The organism is Rhizobium sp. WSM4643, assembly GCF_025152745.1.
In the GTDB taxonomy this organism is placed as follows: domain Bacteria; phylum Pseudomonadota; class Alphaproteobacteria; order Rhizobiales; family Rhizobiaceae; genus Rhizobium; species Rhizobium leguminosarum_I.
The window spans coordinates 107482-124208 of sequence record NZ_CP104043.1 but is presented as its reverse complement, the minus strand read 5'-3'; the positions used below and the strand labels follow the sequence as shown (position 1 = coordinate 124208).

General features: G+C 62.5%; 15 protein-coding genes. 8 read left to right on the top strand and 7 right to left on the bottom strand.

Annotated features, from left to right (window positions below):
* Positions 1–68 precede the first annotated feature (68 nt).
* The 4 genes from N1937_RS30070 (at position 69) to N1937_RS30055 (ending at position 4882) form a co-directional block, all read left to right on the top strand.
* Positions 69–2330 carry a cytochrome c3 family protein gene (locus tag N1937_RS30070; RefSeq protein WP_170256503.1) on the top strand — a complete coding sequence of 754 codons (2262 nt, stop codon included), beginning with the start codon at positions 69–71 and terminating at the stop codon, positions 2328–2330.
* A gap of 89 nt (positions 2331–2419) precedes the next feature.
* Positions 2420–3208 carry a hypothetical protein gene (locus N1937_RS30065; protein ID WP_017968275.1) on the top strand — a complete coding sequence of 263 codons (789 nt, stop codon included), beginning with the start codon at positions 2420–2422 and terminating at the stop codon, positions 3206–3208.
* Positions 3209–3424: 216 nt separating this feature from the next.
* Positions 3425–4240 (top strand): hypothetical protein, encoded by an 816-nt coding sequence (locus N1937_RS30060; RefSeq protein ID WP_017968274.1) that lies wholly within the window; start codon positions 3425–3427, stop codon positions 4238–4240.
* Between the two features lie 96 nt (positions 4241–4336).
* Positions 4337–4882: a hypothetical protein gene (locus N1937_RS30055; RefSeq protein ID WP_026154581.1), complete on the top strand. Its 546-nt coding sequence runs from the start codon at positions 4337–4339 to the stop codon at positions 4880–4882.
* A 14-nt stretch (positions 4883–4896) separates the two neighbouring features.
* On the opposite strand, the gene N1937_RS30050 is transcribed toward N1937_RS30055, so the two are convergent.
* The 5 genes from N1937_RS30050 to N1937_RS30030 form a co-directional block, all read right to left on the bottom strand.
* Entirely contained in the window at positions 4897–6390 is a 1494-nt protein-coding gene (locus N1937_RS30050; RefSeq protein WP_260060387.1) for an HAL/PAL/TAL family ammonia-lyase, read from the bottom strand.
* Positions 6387–7163 carry an ABC transporter ATP-binding protein gene (locus tag N1937_RS30045; RefSeq protein WP_017968271.1) on the bottom strand — a complete coding sequence of 259 codons (777 nt, stop codon included), beginning with the start codon at positions 7161–7163 and terminating at the stop codon, positions 6387–6389. The genes N1937_RS30050 and N1937_RS30045 overlap by 4 nt, the downstream gene beginning before the upstream one ends.
* Positions 7164–7189: 26 nt before the next feature.
* The gene (locus N1937_RS30040; RefSeq protein WP_260060386.1) at positions 7190–7894 is read right to left on the bottom strand and encodes an ABC transporter permease; all 705 of its coding nucleotides are present in this window, start codon (positions 7892–7894) and stop codon (positions 7190–7192) included.
* 10 nt (positions 7895–7904) lie between these two features.
* Positions 7905–8630 (bottom strand): ABC transporter permease, encoded by a 726-nt coding sequence (locus N1937_RS30035; protein ID WP_017968269.1) that lies wholly within the window; start codon positions 8628–8630, stop codon positions 7905–7907.
* Between the two features lie 217 nt (positions 8631–8847).
* On the bottom strand, positions 8848–9687 hold the full coding sequence (locus N1937_RS30030; RefSeq protein ID WP_017968268.1) for a transporter substrate-binding domain-containing protein: 840 nt from the start codon (positions 9685–9687) through the stop codon (positions 8848–8850).
* Positions 9688–9883: 196 nt separating this feature from the next.
* On the opposite strand from N1937_RS30030, the gene hutC (N1937_RS30025) reads away from it, so the two are divergent.
* Positions 9884–10639 carry a histidine utilization repressor gene (hutC, locus tag N1937_RS30025; protein ID WP_017968267.1) on the top strand — a complete coding sequence of 252 codons (756 nt, stop codon included), beginning with the start codon at positions 9884–9886 and terminating at the stop codon, positions 10637–10639.
* Between the two features lie 35 nt (positions 10640–10674).
* On the opposite strand, the gene hutC (N1937_RS30020) is transcribed toward hutC (N1937_RS30025), so the two are convergent.
* Together hutC (N1937_RS30020) and N1937_RS30015 are read right to left on the bottom strand one after the other, a co-directional pair.
* Complete coding sequence (hutC, locus tag N1937_RS30020) at positions 10675–11397, bottom strand: histidine utilization repressor (protein ID WP_017968266.1); 723 nt, start codon at positions 11395–11397, stop codon at positions 10675–10677.
* Between the two features lie 95 nt (positions 11398–11492).
* Positions 11493–12839: a formimidoylglutamate deiminase gene (locus tag N1937_RS30015; RefSeq protein ID WP_260060385.1), complete on the bottom strand. Its 1347-nt coding sequence runs from the start codon at positions 12837–12839 to the stop codon at positions 11493–11495.
* Between the two features lie 123 nt (positions 12840–12962).
* Between N1937_RS30015 and hutI the strand changes: the two genes are divergently transcribed.
* The 3 genes from hutI to hutG all read left to right on the top strand — a co-directional run bounded on the left by hutI (position 12963) and on the right by hutG (position 16714).
* A complete protein-coding gene (gene hutI, locus N1937_RS30010) occupies positions 12963–14225 on the top strand; it encodes an imidazolonepropionase (RefSeq protein WP_260060384.1) in 1263 nt (420 codons plus the stop codon).
* Positions 14222–15757 carry a histidine ammonia-lyase gene (gene hutH, locus N1937_RS30005; protein ID WP_260060383.1) on the top strand — a complete coding sequence of 512 codons (1536 nt, stop codon included), beginning with the start codon at positions 14222–14224 and terminating at the stop codon, positions 15755–15757. The genes hutI and hutH overlap by 4 nt, the downstream gene beginning before the upstream one ends.
* Before the next feature lie 153 nt (positions 15758–15910).
* Entirely contained in the window at positions 15911–16714 is an 804-nt protein-coding gene (hutG, locus tag N1937_RS30000) for an N-formylglutamate deformylase (protein WP_260060382.1), read from the top strand.
* Positions 16715–16727: the final 13 nt, after the last annotated feature.

Here is a 16727-nt window from a genome sequence, read left to right as displayed (position 1 = left end):
GCGCCTCACGCCAGAAGTTTGAACAATGGCGACCCCGACCTTCTAAAACGTCAACAGGGAGCGATTGAGTGGCAGCATCTGTTCGGTCAGCAGCAGTGGGACGAATAGCTGTCCTGCTTTTCCTGTTGCTCGCGCCTGCCGGGCGCAGCCTTGCGACTGACGACATCTCGACATCCAGGGCCGACCCGCAGATATCGATCCATGAGGGCTTCGTGGATGAAAGGACGTGCACATCCTGCCACGCCGATCGGGCCGCGGCCTTTTCGAAGTCCCACCATGCAAAGGCCATGGCATTGGCCGACGACGAAACGGTGCGCGGCAAATTCGACAATACCACGTTCGATCATGACGGCGTCGTCACGACCTTCACCCGCCGCGATGGCCACTTCTTCGTCAACACCGAAGGAGCGGACGGCGGCCAGGCCGAGTTCGAAGTCAAATATACCTTTGCCTACGAGCCCCTGCAGCAATACCTCGTCGACATCGGAGGCGGACGGCTGCAGGCGCTCGATATTGCCTGGGATACGGCCAAAGGGCAGTGGTTCTGGCTCGGCGACGGCACCCCGACCAAGCCCGGATCGACCTATCATTGGACAGGTCCTTTCTATCGCTGGAACCGCACCTGCATCGATTGTCATTCGACCGATCCCCAGGCGAAGTTTCAACCGCAGACGAACGAATACAAGTCGAGCTACGTCGCCACCAGCATCGGCTGTCAGTCCTGTCACGGCCCCGGAGCCAAGCACGTCGCTTCGGCGCAATCGGGCAATCTCTCATCTATCGGTCTGCCGAAAGTCGATGCGGGCATCTGCTTTGCCTGCCATGCCAGGCGCACCAAGCTGCTGAACGGCTACCAGCCGGGAAAGCCCTTTCTCGACTATTTCTCCCCTGCCCTGCTCCGGCAGGATCTCTATTTCCCCGACGGGCAGATCCTTGACGAGGTCTTCGAGTATGGCTCGTTTCAGCAAAGCAAGATGGCAAGGGCGGGCGTGACCTGTCTCGACTGTCATCGGCCGCACGAGGCCGGGCTTAAGGCCGAGGGCAATGCGCTGTGCACGCAATGCCACACCGAAACGAAGCCGGAGCGCTTCGTCCGGCAGGATCCAAGTGGGCTGTTCGACACTCCCGCCCATACCCGCCATCAGGCCGGTTCGACCGGAGCGCAATGCGCCAACTGCCATATGCCGGAACGCACCTACATGAAGGTCGACCCGCGCCGCGACCACTCCTTCGTCATCCCCCGGCCGGACCTGTCGACAACCCTCGGAACGCCGAATGCGTGCACGACCTGCCATGTCGGCAGAACGAATGATTGGGCAGCCGAGACAATGGACAAATGGTACGGGACGCAGTGGCGCAAACGCCCGTCGATCGCCCATGCCTTCGCCGGAGCTGCCAACGGCGATGAGGCCGCGATAGAGGCTTTGCGCACGCTTGTCAGCGATCAGGACCAGGCGGGAATTGTCAGGGGCAGCGCCATCGCCGCAATGAGTGGCATCGACGGCATGGATGTCACCACCGACATCCGCACGGCCGCAGTCGATGCAGATCCGCTCGTCAGGCTCGGCGCTGCGGAAGCGGCAGGCAACATACCGCCTGAACGCAGGCTGGAGGCGGTCGGCAATCTGCTCGGCGATCAAACGCGTGCGGTCCGCGTTGCTGCCGCCAACGCACTCGCCGGCACTCCTCCCCACCTCTTCGGCGATCAGCAAGGCGATTTCGAAGCCGCTGTCGTGGACCTGCGCGCCTACGTCGAGGCGAACGCCGACGTCGCGGAAACACAAAGCAATTACGGCTTCTTCCTGTTCGCCCGGCAGCGTACGGCCGAGGCCGAAGCCGCGTTCCGGCGGGCGATTTCGCTCGACCCGACACTGGAGGGAATGCGCGTCAATCTCGCCGAGTTCTACCGCGCTTCCGGCCAGAAGGATAGGTCGGAGCAGACCTATGCCGAAGCGATCGCCATGGCGCCCGAACGCGCGGAGCTGCGCTACGGCCATGCGTTGTCGCTGGTGCGGAAACAGGCATTGACCGATGCTATTACGGAACTCGAAGAGGCCGTGCGGCTCGATCCGCAGAACTCCCAGTACAAAACGACCTTTGCCGTCGCTCTCGATTCGGCTGGCCGGACGGGGGAGGCATTGGACAGGCTCGATGGATGGGCAGCAGGTGAAGACGCCGACATCATAGGCCTGGCATTGCAATACAGTCTCAAGCTTCGACGCTTGCCCGAGGCGCTGAAACACGCGGAGGTCCTAGCGCGACTGAGACCTGAGGACCAGCAGATTTCAGGCCTCATCGGGCAGTTGACGCAGGCGATCAACGAAAAATAGGTATTTTAGCTTGTCGAAATCTACTTCTCGCTGCACAGTGCCGACTCGGGACAGCAGTGCCGAGGCGAAACGAGATCGGGGGGATTCTCATGAAAGCCATATACTTGCGTGCCATTCTATTGGTGACGGGCATTTGCGCGGCGTCGGCCGGCAACGCCGCCGATATTACGCCGCTCACGCCGGAAGCAAAAACAGTCGAGAGCCAGAGCGGCTGGGAATTCACCTTCGCGCCTTATTTCTGGGCTGCCGGCATATCCGGCGATATTGGGCAATTTGGGCTGCCGGAAGTTCATGTCGACGCGGATTTCGGCGATATCCTCAATAACCTCGACTTCGCTTTCATGGCCGCAGGTGAAGCAAGATACGACCGTTTCAGCATCGTTGGTGACGTGATCTACACCAAGCTCGGTGCCGACGCCGACACACCTGCCGGCATCCTTGCCGATAGCGTCGATGTGACATCGAAGACCTTCGCGGGATTACTTGGCGTCGGTTACGCCGTGCTCGAAGATCAAAATGGCCACCTCGACGTGGTCGGTGGCATGAGGGTCTGGTCGGCCAAGACCGAGATCTCCTTCAATGGCGGCATTCTGGACGGAGTGGATGTCGAAGACAGCGCCACGTGGGTCGATGCCGTCGCTGGCGTCCGAGGAAACTACTTCTTCACGCCGGAAATCTATGTCACCGGGTGGGGCCTGCTGGGCGCCGGCGGCGCCGATATCGACTGGGATGTGGCGTTGGGCCTCGGCTACAAGTTCAACGACACCATCTCAGCGGTCGCCGGATATCGTGCACTCGGCGTCAATTACGATAATGACGGGTTCGTCTTCGACGTCGTCCAGCAGGGGCCGATTATCGGAGTCGCCATCCGGTTCTAACGGGCGGACTGGCGAACTTCGTACTGTTGGCGATTATCCTTCCAGTATGCTCGCCTTTTGAAGACCTGGTGTCCTCGAGGAGCCGGAAAACGACCTCCCCAGGAAGCAAAGAGCCGCCGTGACAGCGGCTCACAGTTCGGTATCCAACAGGATCGACCGGGGGATATCGTTTCGTTTCGGAGGAAGCCTGCCTTGCGGGCTGGATTCAATCGGATCATGGAGGCATTGGTGAAGAAAGTCGCTTCTTGGGTGGTACTGGTTGTCGCGCCGCTCGGTGTCTGGACAGGGACGGCAGCCGCCCAGTCGAGTGAAGACCTGGCGAAGAAGCTGTCGAACCCGATCGCCTCGCTGATCAGCGTGCCGTTCCAGTTCAACTACGATCACGGCTATGGTCCAGACGACGGCGACAAGGCGACGCTGAACATTCAGCCGGTCATTCCCTTCAAGATAAACGAGGACTGGAACGTCATCTCGCGCACCATCCTGCCAGTCACATGGCAGAACGACATTGCCGGACCGTCGGGAACGCAGTTCGGTCTGGGCGACACCACGCAAAGCTTCTTCTTCTCGCCGTCCAAGCCGACCGAGAGCGGTATCGTCTGGGGCGTCGGCCCGGTGTTCCTGCTGCCAACGGCGACGGACGAGCTCCTCGGAAGCGGCAAGTGGGGCGCGGGTCCGACAGCGGTCGTCCTCAAGCAACAAGGCCCGTGGACTTACGGCTTTCTCGGCAACCACATCTGGTCCTTCGCTGGTCAAAGCGACCGGGAGGATGTGAGTTCGACGTTCCTCCAGCCGTTCCTCTCCTACACGACCAAGGACGCCTGGACGTTCTCGCTGAATACGGAATCCACCTATAACTGGGAAACGAACGACTGGTCGGTGCCGATCAACTTCGCCGTCGCCAAGCTGATCACCATCGACAAGCAGCCAATCAGCCTGACGGCGGGCATACGATATTGGGCGGCGGCTCCAGACAATGGGCCGGAAGGACTGGGCTTTCGCGTCGCGGTCACGTTCCTCTTCCCGAAGTGAATCCGCAGTCGACGACGCGCGCGGCGGCTGTAGTAGCAAAAGCTCAACCTTCTTTTGCTATCGCTAGAGCCGATTGCGTTGGAGATGATGTTGGCGATGAAAATTCTCGCGGCTATGGTTTTGATGGCGGCCGTCGTGCAGCCGGTCTGCGCCTTCGGCGAGACCGAATGGATGGGCGGGGCGAGACAATGGTCGGTCGGCTTTGCGAATGAGGGCCCACATCCCTATTGCCGTCTGCTGTGGGACAGCGAGATTGGCAAGACCATGGAATTCCGCCAGAACGCGACCGAGACGTTCTGGCTGGTTTCAAAGAACACGTGGGACATTCCGGCCAATACCAAGACCGAGGTGACGCTGACCAACCGGACAGTGACGAAAGTGGTCGCCGCCGAATACTTCGACAAGTACACGCTTCGCCTCTGGGGTCCGGCCAGCAAGGGGAGCGGCGGACTGAAGAAGATCATCAAGAATTCCTTTGCCGGAACACCTGACGTGCAGCTTACCTTTGCCGGCGACGAAGGCGACTGGACGCTTCCGCTCTCGCGGGTCGATCAACTCTACCCGACTTATCTCCAGTGCCTCAAACGTCTCGAGGCCGGCGAAAGGCCCAAGCGGAATTCCGAAACCAGCAAGCCGTTCTGACAGCGGTCTTCGGTTCAACCAATCGGCGGCGGCGCGGTATCACGGATCAGGCTGCGCACGGCTTCGATGTCGCCGTTGAGCGGACGCTCGTCGCCATAGTGGGAAACCTGTTCCCGCACTGCCTTATAGACCAGGTCCGTGCCTACCGCCCGCGGCGCCGTCGCTGCCAGGAAATCATGCGCCTGGGCAGCAGCCATCAACTCGATCGCCAATATATATTCGGCGTTGTCGATGACCGCGAGCAGCTTGCCGGCGGCAGCCGTCGGATGCGCGAGGAAATCCTCCTGCAGACCGGAGGTCAGCCCGCCGTCCATGGCCGCGGGTGAAGCAAGGCGGCGGTTCTCGTTGCTCAGTGCGGCTGCGGTATATTGAGCAATCATGAAGCCGGAATGGCTGCCGGCATCGCTCGCCAAAAATGGCGGCAGGCCGCTCACCAGCGGATTGACGAGCCGGTCCATGCGCCGCTCGCTGATCGCGCCGATCTGTGCCAGCGCAATCGCCAGGCTATCGGCCGCCTGCCCGAGTGCCGGGGCAACGGCATGGGCCTCGGAGGAGACGATCGGATGTTCCGGCGTGCCTGAGACCGCCGGATTGTCCGTCACCGAAGCAAGTTCCTGATTGACGACGCGGGCGGAATTGTCGAAGACGTCGCGGGCGGCCCCATGCGCATGCGGCACCGCACGAAGGCTGAGCGCATCCTGCGTGCGCCGGCCGAAGGCGGCGGCGACAAGACCGCTGCCTTGAAGCCGCGCGCGCAGGCTCGCTCCGACTTTCTCTATTCCCGCCGATGGGCGCAGCGCCAGCACCGCCGCGTCGAAGGCGGCAATCTGGCAGCCTGCCGCTTCCAGCGTCAGTGCTGCGATCGCATCGGCCCAGTCGAGCAGCCGCTCGGCGCGGGAAAGCGCCACAGCGGTCAGACCAGTGGCGCAGGCCGTGCCGTTGACAAGGCTCAAGCCTTCCTTGGCGCCAAGCACCAGTGGTTCGAGGCCGATCGCGGCAAGCGCCTCGCGACCGCTCATACGCCGGCCGTCCAGGTGAGCGCTGCCTTCGCCGACCAAAACAAGCGCGATATGGGCGTTGTGGACGAGGTAACCGGCAGAGCCCTTGGAGGGCACGTCGGGAATGCAATCATGTTCCAGTATGGCCGCAAGATGCTGGACGATCTCGCCCCGCACGCCGGAATGACCATGGGCGAAATTGGCAATCTGTGCGGCGATGATGGCGCGCACCTCGCGGGCGGCCAGCGATGGCCCGACGCCGCAGGCATGGCTGAGCACGATGCTGCGCGACAACAGGCTCTGCGAGGCACGATCGACCACCGTATCCGCCAGTGCCCCCACGCCGGTATTGACGCCGTAGGCGCGCACGCCTGTCTCGACGATGCGCGCAACGATGCGGCTTGCCTGCTCGACGCGGGCCGAGGTGGCCGGCGACAGCGCCAGCGCTTCCCCTGCCCCGACGCGGGCGACATCGCGCCAGGTCAACACGGACTCGATGGTGATCGTCATTGACCGCTTCCGAAATGGCCGATGAACTGGCGAAAGGCGGGTGTGGCGCCGCCGGTGAACATTTCGTCGGGCTTGCCGCTGCTTTCGATCAGCCCTTCGCGCATGAAGACGACGCGGTTCGAGACGTTGCGGGCAAAGCTCATCTCATGGGTGACGACGAGCATGGTCATCCCCTCCTCGGCCAGCGCACGCATGACGCGCAGCACTTCGCCGACAAGCTCCGGATCGAGCGCCGAGGTCGGTTCGTCGAAGAGCATCACCTTCGGCTTCATCGCCAGCGCACGGGCGATTGCGGCACGCTGCTGCTGGCCGCCGGAGAGATGGGCCGGATAGGCATGGCGCTTATCTGATATGCCGACCTTTTCGAGCAGGGCTTCGGCCTCGGCGATGCAGTCGGCGCGCGGGCGCTTCAGCACATGGATCGGCCCTTCGATGACGTTCTGCAGGATCGTCATGTGGGACCAGAGATTGAAGGACTGGAACACCATGCCGAGTTCGGAGCGGATATGGTCCACCTGCTTCTGGCTGGCCGGCTTGCTTCGCCCGCCCTTGTGCACCATGCGGACCTCCTCGCCGTCGACCCAGATCTCGCCGTCGCTGGCGGTTTCGAGCATGTTGATACAGCGCAGAAACGTCGACTTGCCGGAGCCGGAGGCCCCCAGCAGCGAGATCACATCGCCGTCTTCCGCATCGAGGGAAATGCCGCGCAAGACCTCGTGCGTACCGAAGCTCTTGCGGATATTGCGGACCGATAGTCGGGTTACGCCTGGCATGGGTGCTCCAATCGGGTCAAAAGCTACTACGCTTTCAGCGGCTGCGGGGCCGCGCGGCGATGTCGGGACAGCGAATATTCGAGCAGAGCCATGCCCTGCAGGATGATGAAGTTGAGGACGAGATAGATGATCGCCGCACAGAGAAAGACTTCCATTGTGCGGTAGGTCTGCGAGATCAGCCGCTGGGCCACGCCGGTGACCTCCCAGACGGTGACGAGGCTTGCGAGCGCCGTCGACTTCATCATCAGCACGATCTCGGTGGAATAGGCCGGCAGCGCGTGGCGGAAGGCGATCGGCGCCAGGATACGGCGCACCAGCAGGAAGCCGGACATGCCGATCGAGCGCGCCGCCTCGATCTCCTTCGGCGAGACGGCACGAATGCCGCCACGGAAGATCTCCGCCGTGTAGCCGGCCGTGCAGAGCGCCAGCGACAGCACGGCGCAGACCATCGGCTCACGCAGGAACGGCCAGAGGAAGGAATAGCGGATGAAGCCGAACTGGCTGAGGCCGTAGAATACCAGGAACATCTGGATCAAAAGCGGCGAGCCGCGGAAGACGAAGATATAGCCTTTGGCGAAGCCCGAAAGCACTCTATTGCCGCTGGTCCGCATCCAGACGATGACAAGCGCCAGCAGGCCGCCGGAGACGATCGACAGGGAAAACAGGATGAGCGTCGTCGGCACGGCCTTGAGCAGGGTGACCATGGTCGAGGCGATGAAGGTGAAATCCATTGTCGCCTCCTTACGCCTGGCCCATGGCGGATGCCGGCATGCTGCGATTGGCGCGGCGCTCCGCCCCGTTGAAGATGCGGTCCGAAAGGCTGGTCAGGATGAGATAGAGGCAGCCGCCGGCGATGAAGAACAGGAAATATTGCCGGGTCGAGCCCGCCGCCACCTGGCTGGTGCGCATCAGTTCGGCAAGACCGGTGACGGAGATCAGCGCCGAATCCTTGAGACTGAGCTGCCAGACGTTACCGAGGCCGGGAATGGCGAGGCGAAACACCTGCGGCATGATGATGCGGCGAAGGCGCATGCCGCGATGCATGCCGATCGCCGAGGCGGCCTCAAGCTCGCCCTTGGAGATGGCAAGAAAAGAGCCGCGAAACACCTCCGCCTGGTAGGCGCCGGAGATGATGCCGACGGCTAGCGCGCCGGCGACAAAGGAAGGCAAACCGAGGAATCCTTCGTAACCCAACGACTGGCCGATCGAGGTGACGGCCGACGAACCGCCGAAATAGATGAGATAGATGATCAGCAGTTCCGGCACGCCGCGAAACACGGTCGTGTAGACATTGCCGAGCGTGACAAGGACAAGATTGCCGGAGAGTTTCGCGGCCGCGACGATCGCGCCCAGCACCGCGCCGATCGCCAGTGCCGTCGCCGTGACAGCCAGCGTCATCAAGGCGGCGGCAACGAGCAGCGCGCCCCATCCGGTCGAGCCGAAGCCGAGAAGTTCCAAGCTTGCCATATCGTCCGTTCCCCGTCCGTGGCAGTGTTTTGCGGATTGACACCAGAGCATGATGCCGAAAAGTACCAGCGGTTTTCGGACGACATCATGCTCTAACTCTTTTATTTAGAACAGGATTCAGTTTTAGGCCGACCGGGCCAAAAATCATCCTGTTCGAGCATGCGGTCTCCGGCGATAAAGCCGGAGACCGGCGTTTGCGGCCGAAAGGCCGAAATGCTTATTGCGGGCTGACGTCGACCTTGAACCACTTCATCGAGAGGTTCTTGACGGTGCCGTCGGCAAGTGCGGACTTGATTGCTTCGCTGAACTTGTCGCGCAGGTCCGTATCCGCCTTGCGGACACCCAGGCCTTCGCCCTCGCCCCAGATCGAACCGGCGATCTCGGGGCCGGTGAAGTCGAGTGCGCCGTTGGCGGACGCAAAGGCATTGGCGAAATAGACGGCGTCATCGAAGCCGAGGTCGATGCGGCCGTTCTGCAGGTCGAGGTCGCGGTCGGCACCGGTCTTGTATTCGCGGATCTCGGCAATATCGCCGAAATTGTCATAGACGAACTTGGCGTAAACGGTCGCCGCCTGAATGCCGATCGTCTTTCCCTTGAAGGCCGCCTTCAGCGCGTCGATCTCCTTCACGCCGGTCTGGCCGGGCGTCATCTTGATCGTGGTGCCGGTGCCGGCGGCCTTTGCCAGCGGGCTGTCCTTGGCGGTGGCAAAGGCGGCAGGCGTGGCGGCATAGGGAATGGTGAAGTCGATGACCTGCTTGCGCTCCTCGGTGATCGACAGCGCATCCATGATGACGTCAAACTTGCCGGCGTTGAGCGCCGGGATCATGCCGTCCCAATCGGAGGCGACCAGCGTGCATTCGATCTTGGCGCGTTCGCACAGCACCTTGGCGAGTTCCGGTTCGAAGCCGCCGAGCGTGCCGTCGGCATTGGTGAGGTTCCAGGGCGCATAGGCGCCTTCGAGTGTGATGGTCGCCTTCGTCCAGTCTTTGGAAAAGGCAGGCGCGGCGAAGGCGGAAAAAGCCGCCACGCCACAAAGCAGGATTGCGCTGAATTTCATTTGTGAATTCTCCTCTGGAGTTGAAACAGACCTTGCGGCACCACGGCCGATCTTCGCCGGCTTGCCCTTTCCTGTCCTATTTCTGTTTCAAGGACCGATTGGGAGGTTGTATATGGTACCATATGAGAAATTTTGTGATATGCAAGGGGAAAGTCGAATTATGTGGCGAATTCCATTTGTGCAAAAGGAATAGGCAATGAAGCGTCCCGGCGAGATGAAGCGCGAACTGGCGCAGAATGATAGCACCCCGCTCTATGCCGGCGTCAAGCAGGTGATCCTCGACCGCATCCACAGCGGCGAGTGGCCGCCGAAATATCGCGTGCCCTCGGAAAACGAACTGGTCGTCGAGCTCGGCGTCAGCAAGATGACTGCCAACCGGGCGCTGCGCGAACTTGCCAACGAGGGCGAACTCATCCGCATCCAGGGCGTCGGCTCCTTCGTTGCCGAGCGCAAGGGCTATTCGGCGCTGTTCGAGGTCCGCAACATCGCCGAGGAAATTGCCGAACGCGGTCATACCCACGAGGCCTCCGTCGTTGTTCTCGCCCAGGAAACAGCCTCTCCCGAGGTTGCCGACGCGCTCGAACTGCCGATCGGTGCTGCGGTTTTCCACTCGCTGATCGTCCACAGCGAAAACGGTGTTCCAGTGCAGATCGAGGACCGTTTCGTCCATCCGGAGGCCGCCCCTGAATATCTCGACCAGGATTTTTCGACGCTGACGCCGAACGCTTATCTGACGGCCGCAGCCCCGCTCAGCGGCTCCGAGCACGTTGTCGAAGCGGCGATGCCACAGGCCTGGGAATGCAAGCTGCTGACCATCATGAAGACCGAACCGTGCCTGACGATCCGCCGGCGTACCTGGTCGGCAAAACAGGTGGTCTCGACCGCTCGCCTCGTCTACCCTGGCCACCGCTACCGGCTGGAAGCGCGCAGCGGCAAGTTGTTCGAGGAATGAAAACACTGCTCATGTTGTATATGGAAGATAGCGGCTTATTGTGATGCCGGCGTGAAACGCGCCACCAATGCATGACGATCGCCCGGATAGGTGAAACGCACATGCGTCACCGGGCCGGCGCCGCTCCAGGTGCGGCGTTCGACCACGAGGCAGGCGGTATTGCGCGCTATGTCGAGGACGGCGGCCACCTCGGCACTGGCCGAGACGGCGTGGATCCGGTGTTCGGCCGTGCTCCACGGCACTTGGTTGAGCAGCCATGGCCCCGGGGCCATCGTAAGAAAATCGGCATTGGCGGCCTCCGGCACCGTCGCAAGGCTGATCAGCCGCTCCTCTAGGCAAAAGGGCCGCATGCCGGCATTGTGGATGCAGACGATCTCGACGACCGACGACGCCACCGGCAGTTCCAGCCTTCGGCTGTCTTCTGCCTTGGCCTTACGGCTCGTCTTCTTCGATACCGCATAGGAATAGGGCAGGTTCAGCGACTGCACCTCGGCCTTGATGTCGTGGATTTCGAGAACAGCCGATTGCGCCTGCGGCTGGGTGACGAAGCTGCCGGACTTCTTGCGGCGCTCGATCAGGCCGGCCTTGGCGAGCTGGGTCAGCACCTTGTTCACCGTCATGCGCGAGCAGTCATACTGCGTGGCGAGATCGACCTCGAAGGGAATGCGGTGCCCCGGCGGCCAATCGCCCGAGACGATACGGCCCTCGATGTCGCTGAGGATGCGCTGATGCAAGGTGGGATCCCTGCCTTGGTTCATCGTCACGTTCCGATTGGTCTCCCGCTATCTCTTTGTTTTTACGCAATTCCGGACGCTAGATCTAATTCGAATGTCCGGACAGCAAAAGCTCTTTTTCAGGCGGCCAGCAATTCGCCCATGACCGCCAGGAAACGCCGGTCGATGGCGTCGCGCCTGAGATGGCGGCCGCCCTCCACTTGCTTGCGGCCATGCGCCCAGACGCAATCGACGGCGACGCCGCCGGCAAACACCCAATGGTCGAGGATCTGGTCGCCTGCGAGATAAGGAACGGCCGTCGTATCGAGCGAAACGATATCGGCGGAATGGCCCACGGCGAGTCCGGCCGGCGCCTTCAGCGAGGCGCCACCACCGGCCAGTGCATGTGTGAACAGCGAAAGCGCCGTCGAACCACCGGGTGCAGCCACGACGTTGCGAGCGCGAAGCGCCAGGCGCTGCGAATATTCGAGCTGGCGCAGTTCCTCCGGCACGGAGATCAGCACGTTGGAATCCGAGCCGATGCCGTAACGCCCGCCGTCTTCGAGGAAAAGCGGCGCGGCAAAGGCACCGTCGCCGAGATTGGCTTCGGTGATCGGGCAGAGGCCAGCGATCGCACCGCTTTTCGCCATCCGCCGCGTTTCGTCCTCGGTCATGTGCGTTGCATGGATCAGGCACCAGCGCTCATCCACAGGCGCATGATCGAGCAGCCATTCCACAGGCCGCGCGCCGGACCAGGCGACGCAGTCCTCGACCTCCTTCACCTGCTCGGCGACATGGATATGGATGGGACCGTCGCCCGCCATCGGCACGAGCTTTATAAGCTCGTCCGGTGTCGCCGCGCGCAGGCTGTGCGGCGCCAGCCCGAGCTCGGCGCCGTCGAGCCGGCCGGTGACTGCCCGGCATCCCTCCATCAGCCTTTCGAAGCTTTCGAGCGAATTGATGAAACGCCGCTGACCTTCGATGGGGGCAGCTCCGCCGAAGCCGGAATGAGCATAGAAGACCGGCAGCAACGTCAGGCCGATACCGGTCTCTTCGCTTGCCGCGCCGATGCGTTCGGCAAGCTCGGCGATATTGGCGTAAGTGCTGCCGTCCCTGTCGTGGTGAAGATAGTGGAACTCGCCGACGCGGGAAAACCCGGCCTCCAGCATTTCCGCATAAAGCTTGGCCGCGACCGCTTCGACATGCTCCGGCGTCATCGCCAGGGCAAACTTGTACATGACCGTGCGCCAGTTCCAGAAGCTGTCATTGGCCGGGCCGCGCACTTCGGCAAGGCCGGCCATCGCCCGTTGGAAGGCATGGCTGTGCAGGTTCGCCATGGCGGGAACGAGGAGAGCGTGGCGTTCATCGCCCGGCCCGGGAGAAGTCCCGATTTCGACCCGCGCGATGCGCCCGGCTTCAAGCGTCAGCCGCACATCTTTCTGCCAGCCTTGCGGCGTCAGCGCCGTGCCTGCGTGAAGTGTGGTCATGGCCTTCCCTCTCCTTTTGCCGCGTCGCCGATCTTTCTTTTCCAGAAAAGCGCGCAAAATTTCTCTTGTCACCCGTCGATTATGTATATACATGTTATTGACATAAGGAAAGGCGCAAAGCTGATGACCGGGAACAATTTTTCAGAGGAAACCTCGTCCGCAGAAGGTCGCCCAGTTCTTTGGCGCAATGCGCGGTTGGCCACGCTGGCGCCTGGCAAACAAGGACTCGGCATCGTCGAAAAGGGCGCCGTGCTGATCGAAAACGGCCGCATCGCCTTTGCCGGCGCCGAAAGCGACCTGCCGGCATCGGCCATCGAACACTCCGAAATCGTCGATCTCGAAGGCCGCTGGGTAACGCCCGGCCTCGTCGACTGCCACACCCATATCGTCCACGGCGGCAACCGCGCCCGCGAGTTCGAAATGCGGCTTGCAGGCGCCACCTATGAGGAGGTCGCCCGTGCCGGCGGCGGCATCGTCTCCTCGGTGAAGGCGACCAATGCGCTGTCCGTCGAAGAGCTCGTCGCCGAGGCGCTGCCGCGGCTCGACACGCTGCTTGCCGAAGGTGTGACGACGATCGAGGTCAAGTCCGGTTACGGGCTGAACCGAACCGGCGAAGTGAAGATGCTGCAGAGTGCCCGCCTGCTCGGCCATATCAGACCGGTCCGCGTCGCCACCAGCTATCTCGGCGCCCATGCGACGCCCGTGGAATATAAGGGTCGCAACGGCGATTATCTCGATGATGTCGTCCTGCCCGGTCTCGACGACATGCACAATCTCGGTCTTGCCGATGCGGTCGACGGCTTCTGCGAGGGCATCGCCTTTTCCACAACTGAGATCGCCCGCGTCTTCGACAAGGCGAAGGCGCTCGGCCTACCGGTCAAGCTGCATGCCGAGCAGCTCTCCAATCTTGGCGGCGCCAAGCTCGCCGCGTCATACGGCGCGCTATCGGCCGATCATCTCGAATATCTCGACGAAGATGGCGTTGCGGCGATGGCTGCAGCCGGCACCGTTGCCGTGCTGCTGCCCGGCGCCTTCTACGCTATCCATGAGAAGCAGAAGCCGCCGGTAGAGGCGTTGCGGCGGGCAGGTGTGCCGATTGCGATCGCCACCGATTGCAATCCCGGCACCTCGCCGCTCACCTCGATGCTGCTCACCATGAACATGTCGGCCACGCTTTTCGGCCTCACCGTCGAGGAATGCATCGCCGGCGCCACCCGCGAAGGCGCCCGCGCCCTCGGCCTGCTCGACAAGACGGGAACGCTCGAACCCGGCAAATTCGCCGATCTCGCCATATGGAATATCGAAAGCCTCGCCGAGCTCGTCTACCGCATCGGCTTCAATCCGCTTCACACACGCGTCTTCAAGGGCGAAAGGAACGGTCGATGACCATCACGCTCCACCCGGGCTCCGTCTCGCTCAAAGATTTGGAAACCATCTACTGGACGGGCGCACCGGCAAGGCTCGATCCCGCCTTCGATGCCGGGATCACCAAGGCCGCTGCCCGTATCGCCGAGATCGCCGCCGGCAATGCGCCGGTCTACGGTATCAATACCGGCTTCGGCAAACTCGCCTCGATCAAGATCGACAGCGCCGATGTAACCACCTTGCAGCGCAATCTCATCCTGTCGCATTGCTGCGGCGTCGGCGCGCCACTGCCTGAGAATATCGTGCGGCTGATCATGGCGCTGAAACTGGTCTCGCTCGGGCGCGGCGCCTCCGGCGTGCGGCTGGAGCTGGTGCGGCTGATCGAAGGCATGCTGGATAAGGGCATCATCCCGCTGATCCCGGAAAAGGGCTCAGTCGGCGCCTCCGGCGATCTTGCGCCCCTTGCCCATATGGCGGCGGTGATGATGGGCGAGGCCGAAGCCTTCTTCGCCGGCGAACGCCTCTCAGGCGCCGAAGCCCTCGAAAGGGCCGGCCTCAGACCGGTCGTGCTCGCCGCCAAGGAGGGCCTGGCGCTGATCAACGGCACCCAGACCTCGACGGCACTGGCGCTTGCCGGCCTCTTCCGCGCCCATCGCGCCGCGCAGGCAGCGCTGATCACCGGCGCCATGTCCACCGATGCAGCCATGGGCTCTTCAGCGCCCTTTCATCCGGATATTCACACATTGCGTGGCCACAAGGGTCAGATCGACACGGCTGCCGCGCTTCGCGCGCTCCTCGAAAACTCCATCATTCGCCAAAGCCACATCGAGGGCGACGAGCGTGTGCAGGATCCCTATTGCATTCGCTGCCAGCCGCAGGTCGACGGCGCCTGCCTCGATCTGCTGCGCTCGGTTGCCCGCACGCTTGAAATCGAGGCTAATGCGGTCACCGACAATCCGCTGGTGCTGTCGGACAATTCCGTCGTCTCCGGCGGCAATTTCCACGCCGAACCCGTGGCCTTCGCCGCCGATCAGATCGCACTTGCCGTCTGCGAGATCGGCGCGATTTCGCAGCGCCGCATCGCGCTGCTGGTCGATCCGACCCTTTCCTACGGCCTGCCGGCCTTTCTCGCCAAGAAGCCGGGCTTGAATTCCGGCCTGATGATCGCCGAGGTGACGTCTGCGGCGCTGATGTCCGAAAACAAGCAGATGTCGCACCCGGCCTCGGTCGATTCGACCCCGACATCGGCCAACCAGGAAGACCATGTCTCCATGGCCTGCCATGGTGCCCGCCGCCTGCTCGGCATGACCGAGAACCTATTCGGCATCATCGGCATCGAGGCGCTGACCGCCGCCCAAGGCGTCGAACTGCGCGCGCCGCTGTCGACGAGCCCGGAGCTTGGCAAGGCGATCGCCGCAATCCGCAGCAAGGTGCCGAGCCTCGACAGCGACCGCTATATGGCCAATGACCTCGCCGCGGCGGCCGAACTGGTGGCGACGGGCGCGCTGAACGCCGCCGTTTCGGATGGCATTCTGCCGGTTTTGGAAGGTTGAGATGATGATGGAAAAAGTCCCCTCCCCAACCCCTCCCCACAAGGGGGAGGGGCTTAACCTGCGGCCCCGGCTGCATTCAATCTTGAACGCAGAGCGTGCGGCTGGCTCTAGCCCCTCCCCCTTGTGGGGAGGGGTTGGGGAGGGGTTTTTGCCATGACCGCACCATACGAAATCCATCGGGGCACCTCCCCCGTCATCCTCGGTTTCCCCCATACCGGCACCAACGTGCCGGCTGAGATTGCCGACCGCCTCAACGACAACGGCAGGATGCTGGCCGACACCGACTGGCACATCCATCGGCTCTATGACGGGCTGCTCGACAATGTCACCACCGTGCGCGCCACCTTCCACCGCTATGTGATCGACGCAAATCGCGATCCGGCCGGCGTCAGCCTCTATCCCGGCCAAAACACCACCGGCCTTATTCCCCAGACGGATTTCGACGGCAAGGCGATCTGGAGGGATAGGCAGGCGCCTGACGAAGCCGACGTCGCGGCGCGGCTGCGGGACTTTCATGCCCCCTATCATGCGGCACTTGCCGCCGAGATCGAGCGCGTGAGAGCAATCCATGGCGTCGCAATTCTCTACGACTGCCACTCGATCCGCTCCCACATCCCCTTCCTCTTCGAAGGCAAGTTGCCGGATTTCAATATCGGCACCTACATGGGCAAGACGTGCGACAGCGCCATCGAGCAGGCGACGCTCACCGTCGTCGAAGCCGCCGAAGGTTACGACAGTGTGCTCAACGGTCGTTTCAAGGGCGGCTGGACGACACGCCACTATGGTCAGCCCGATACCGGTGTGCACGCGATCCAGATGGAGCTTGCGCAATCGACGCATCTCCAGACCGAGGCGGCGCCCTTCGCCTACGATGCCGCCAAGGCAGACAGACTCCGCGTCCATCTCAAAAACATTCTGGTGCGCATCGAACAGATCGCGCCCGACCTGAAACGCTGACGCCCGAAACCTG

Bases quoted from the DNA above. Each gene is read 5' to 3' on its own strand.
- N1937_RS30065 (WP_017968275.1), top strand. From the start codon at position 2,420: ATGAAAGCCATATACTTGCGTGCCATTCTATTGGTGACGGGCATTTGC.
- N1937_RS30060 (WP_017968274.1), top strand. From the start codon at position 3,425: ATGGAGGCATTGGTGAAGAAAGTCGCTTCTTGGGTGGTACTGGTTGTC.
- N1937_RS30055 (WP_026154581.1), top strand. From the start codon at position 4,337: ATGAAAATTCTCGCGGCTATGGTTTTGATGGCGGCCGTCGTGCAGCCG.
- N1937_RS30050 (WP_260060387.1), bottom strand. From the start codon at position 6,390: ATGACGATCACCATCGAGTCCGTGTTGACCTGGCGCGATGTCGCCCGC.
- N1937_RS30045 (WP_017968271.1), bottom strand. From the start codon at position 7,163: ATGCCAGGCGTAACCCGACTATCGGTCCGCAATATCCGCAAGAGCTTC.
- N1937_RS30040 (WP_260060386.1), bottom strand. From the start codon at position 7,894: ATGGATTTCACCTTCATCGCCTCGACCATGGTCACCCTGCTCAAGGCC.
- N1937_RS30035 (WP_017968269.1), bottom strand. From the start codon at position 8,630: ATGGCAAGCTTGGAACTTCTCGGCTTCGGCTCGACCGGATGGGGCGCG.
- N1937_RS30030 (WP_017968268.1), bottom strand. From the start codon at position 9,687: ATGAAATTCAGCGCAATCCTGCTTTGTGGCGTGGCGGCTTTTTCCGCC.
- hutC (WP_017968267.1), top strand. From the start codon at position 9,884: ATGAAGCGTCCCGGCGAGATGAAGCGCGAACTGGCGCAGAATGATAGC.
- hutC (WP_017968266.1), bottom strand. From the start codon at position 11,397: ATGAACCAAGGCAGGGATCCCACCTTGCATCAGCGCATCCTCAGCGAC.
- N1937_RS30015 (WP_260060385.1), bottom strand. From the start codon at position 12,839: ATGACCACACTTCACGCAGGCACGGCGCTGACGCCGCAAGGCTGGCAG.
- hutI (WP_260060384.1), top strand. From the start codon at position 12,963: ATGACCGGGAACAATTTTTCAGAGGAAACCTCGTCCGCAGAAGGTCGC.
- hutH (WP_260060383.1), top strand. From the start codon at position 14,222: ATGACCATCACGCTCCACCCGGGCTCCGTCTCGCTCAAAGATTTGGAA.
- hutG (WP_260060382.1), top strand. From the start codon at position 15,911: ATGACCGCACCATACGAAATCCATCGGGGCACCTCCCCCGTCATCCTC.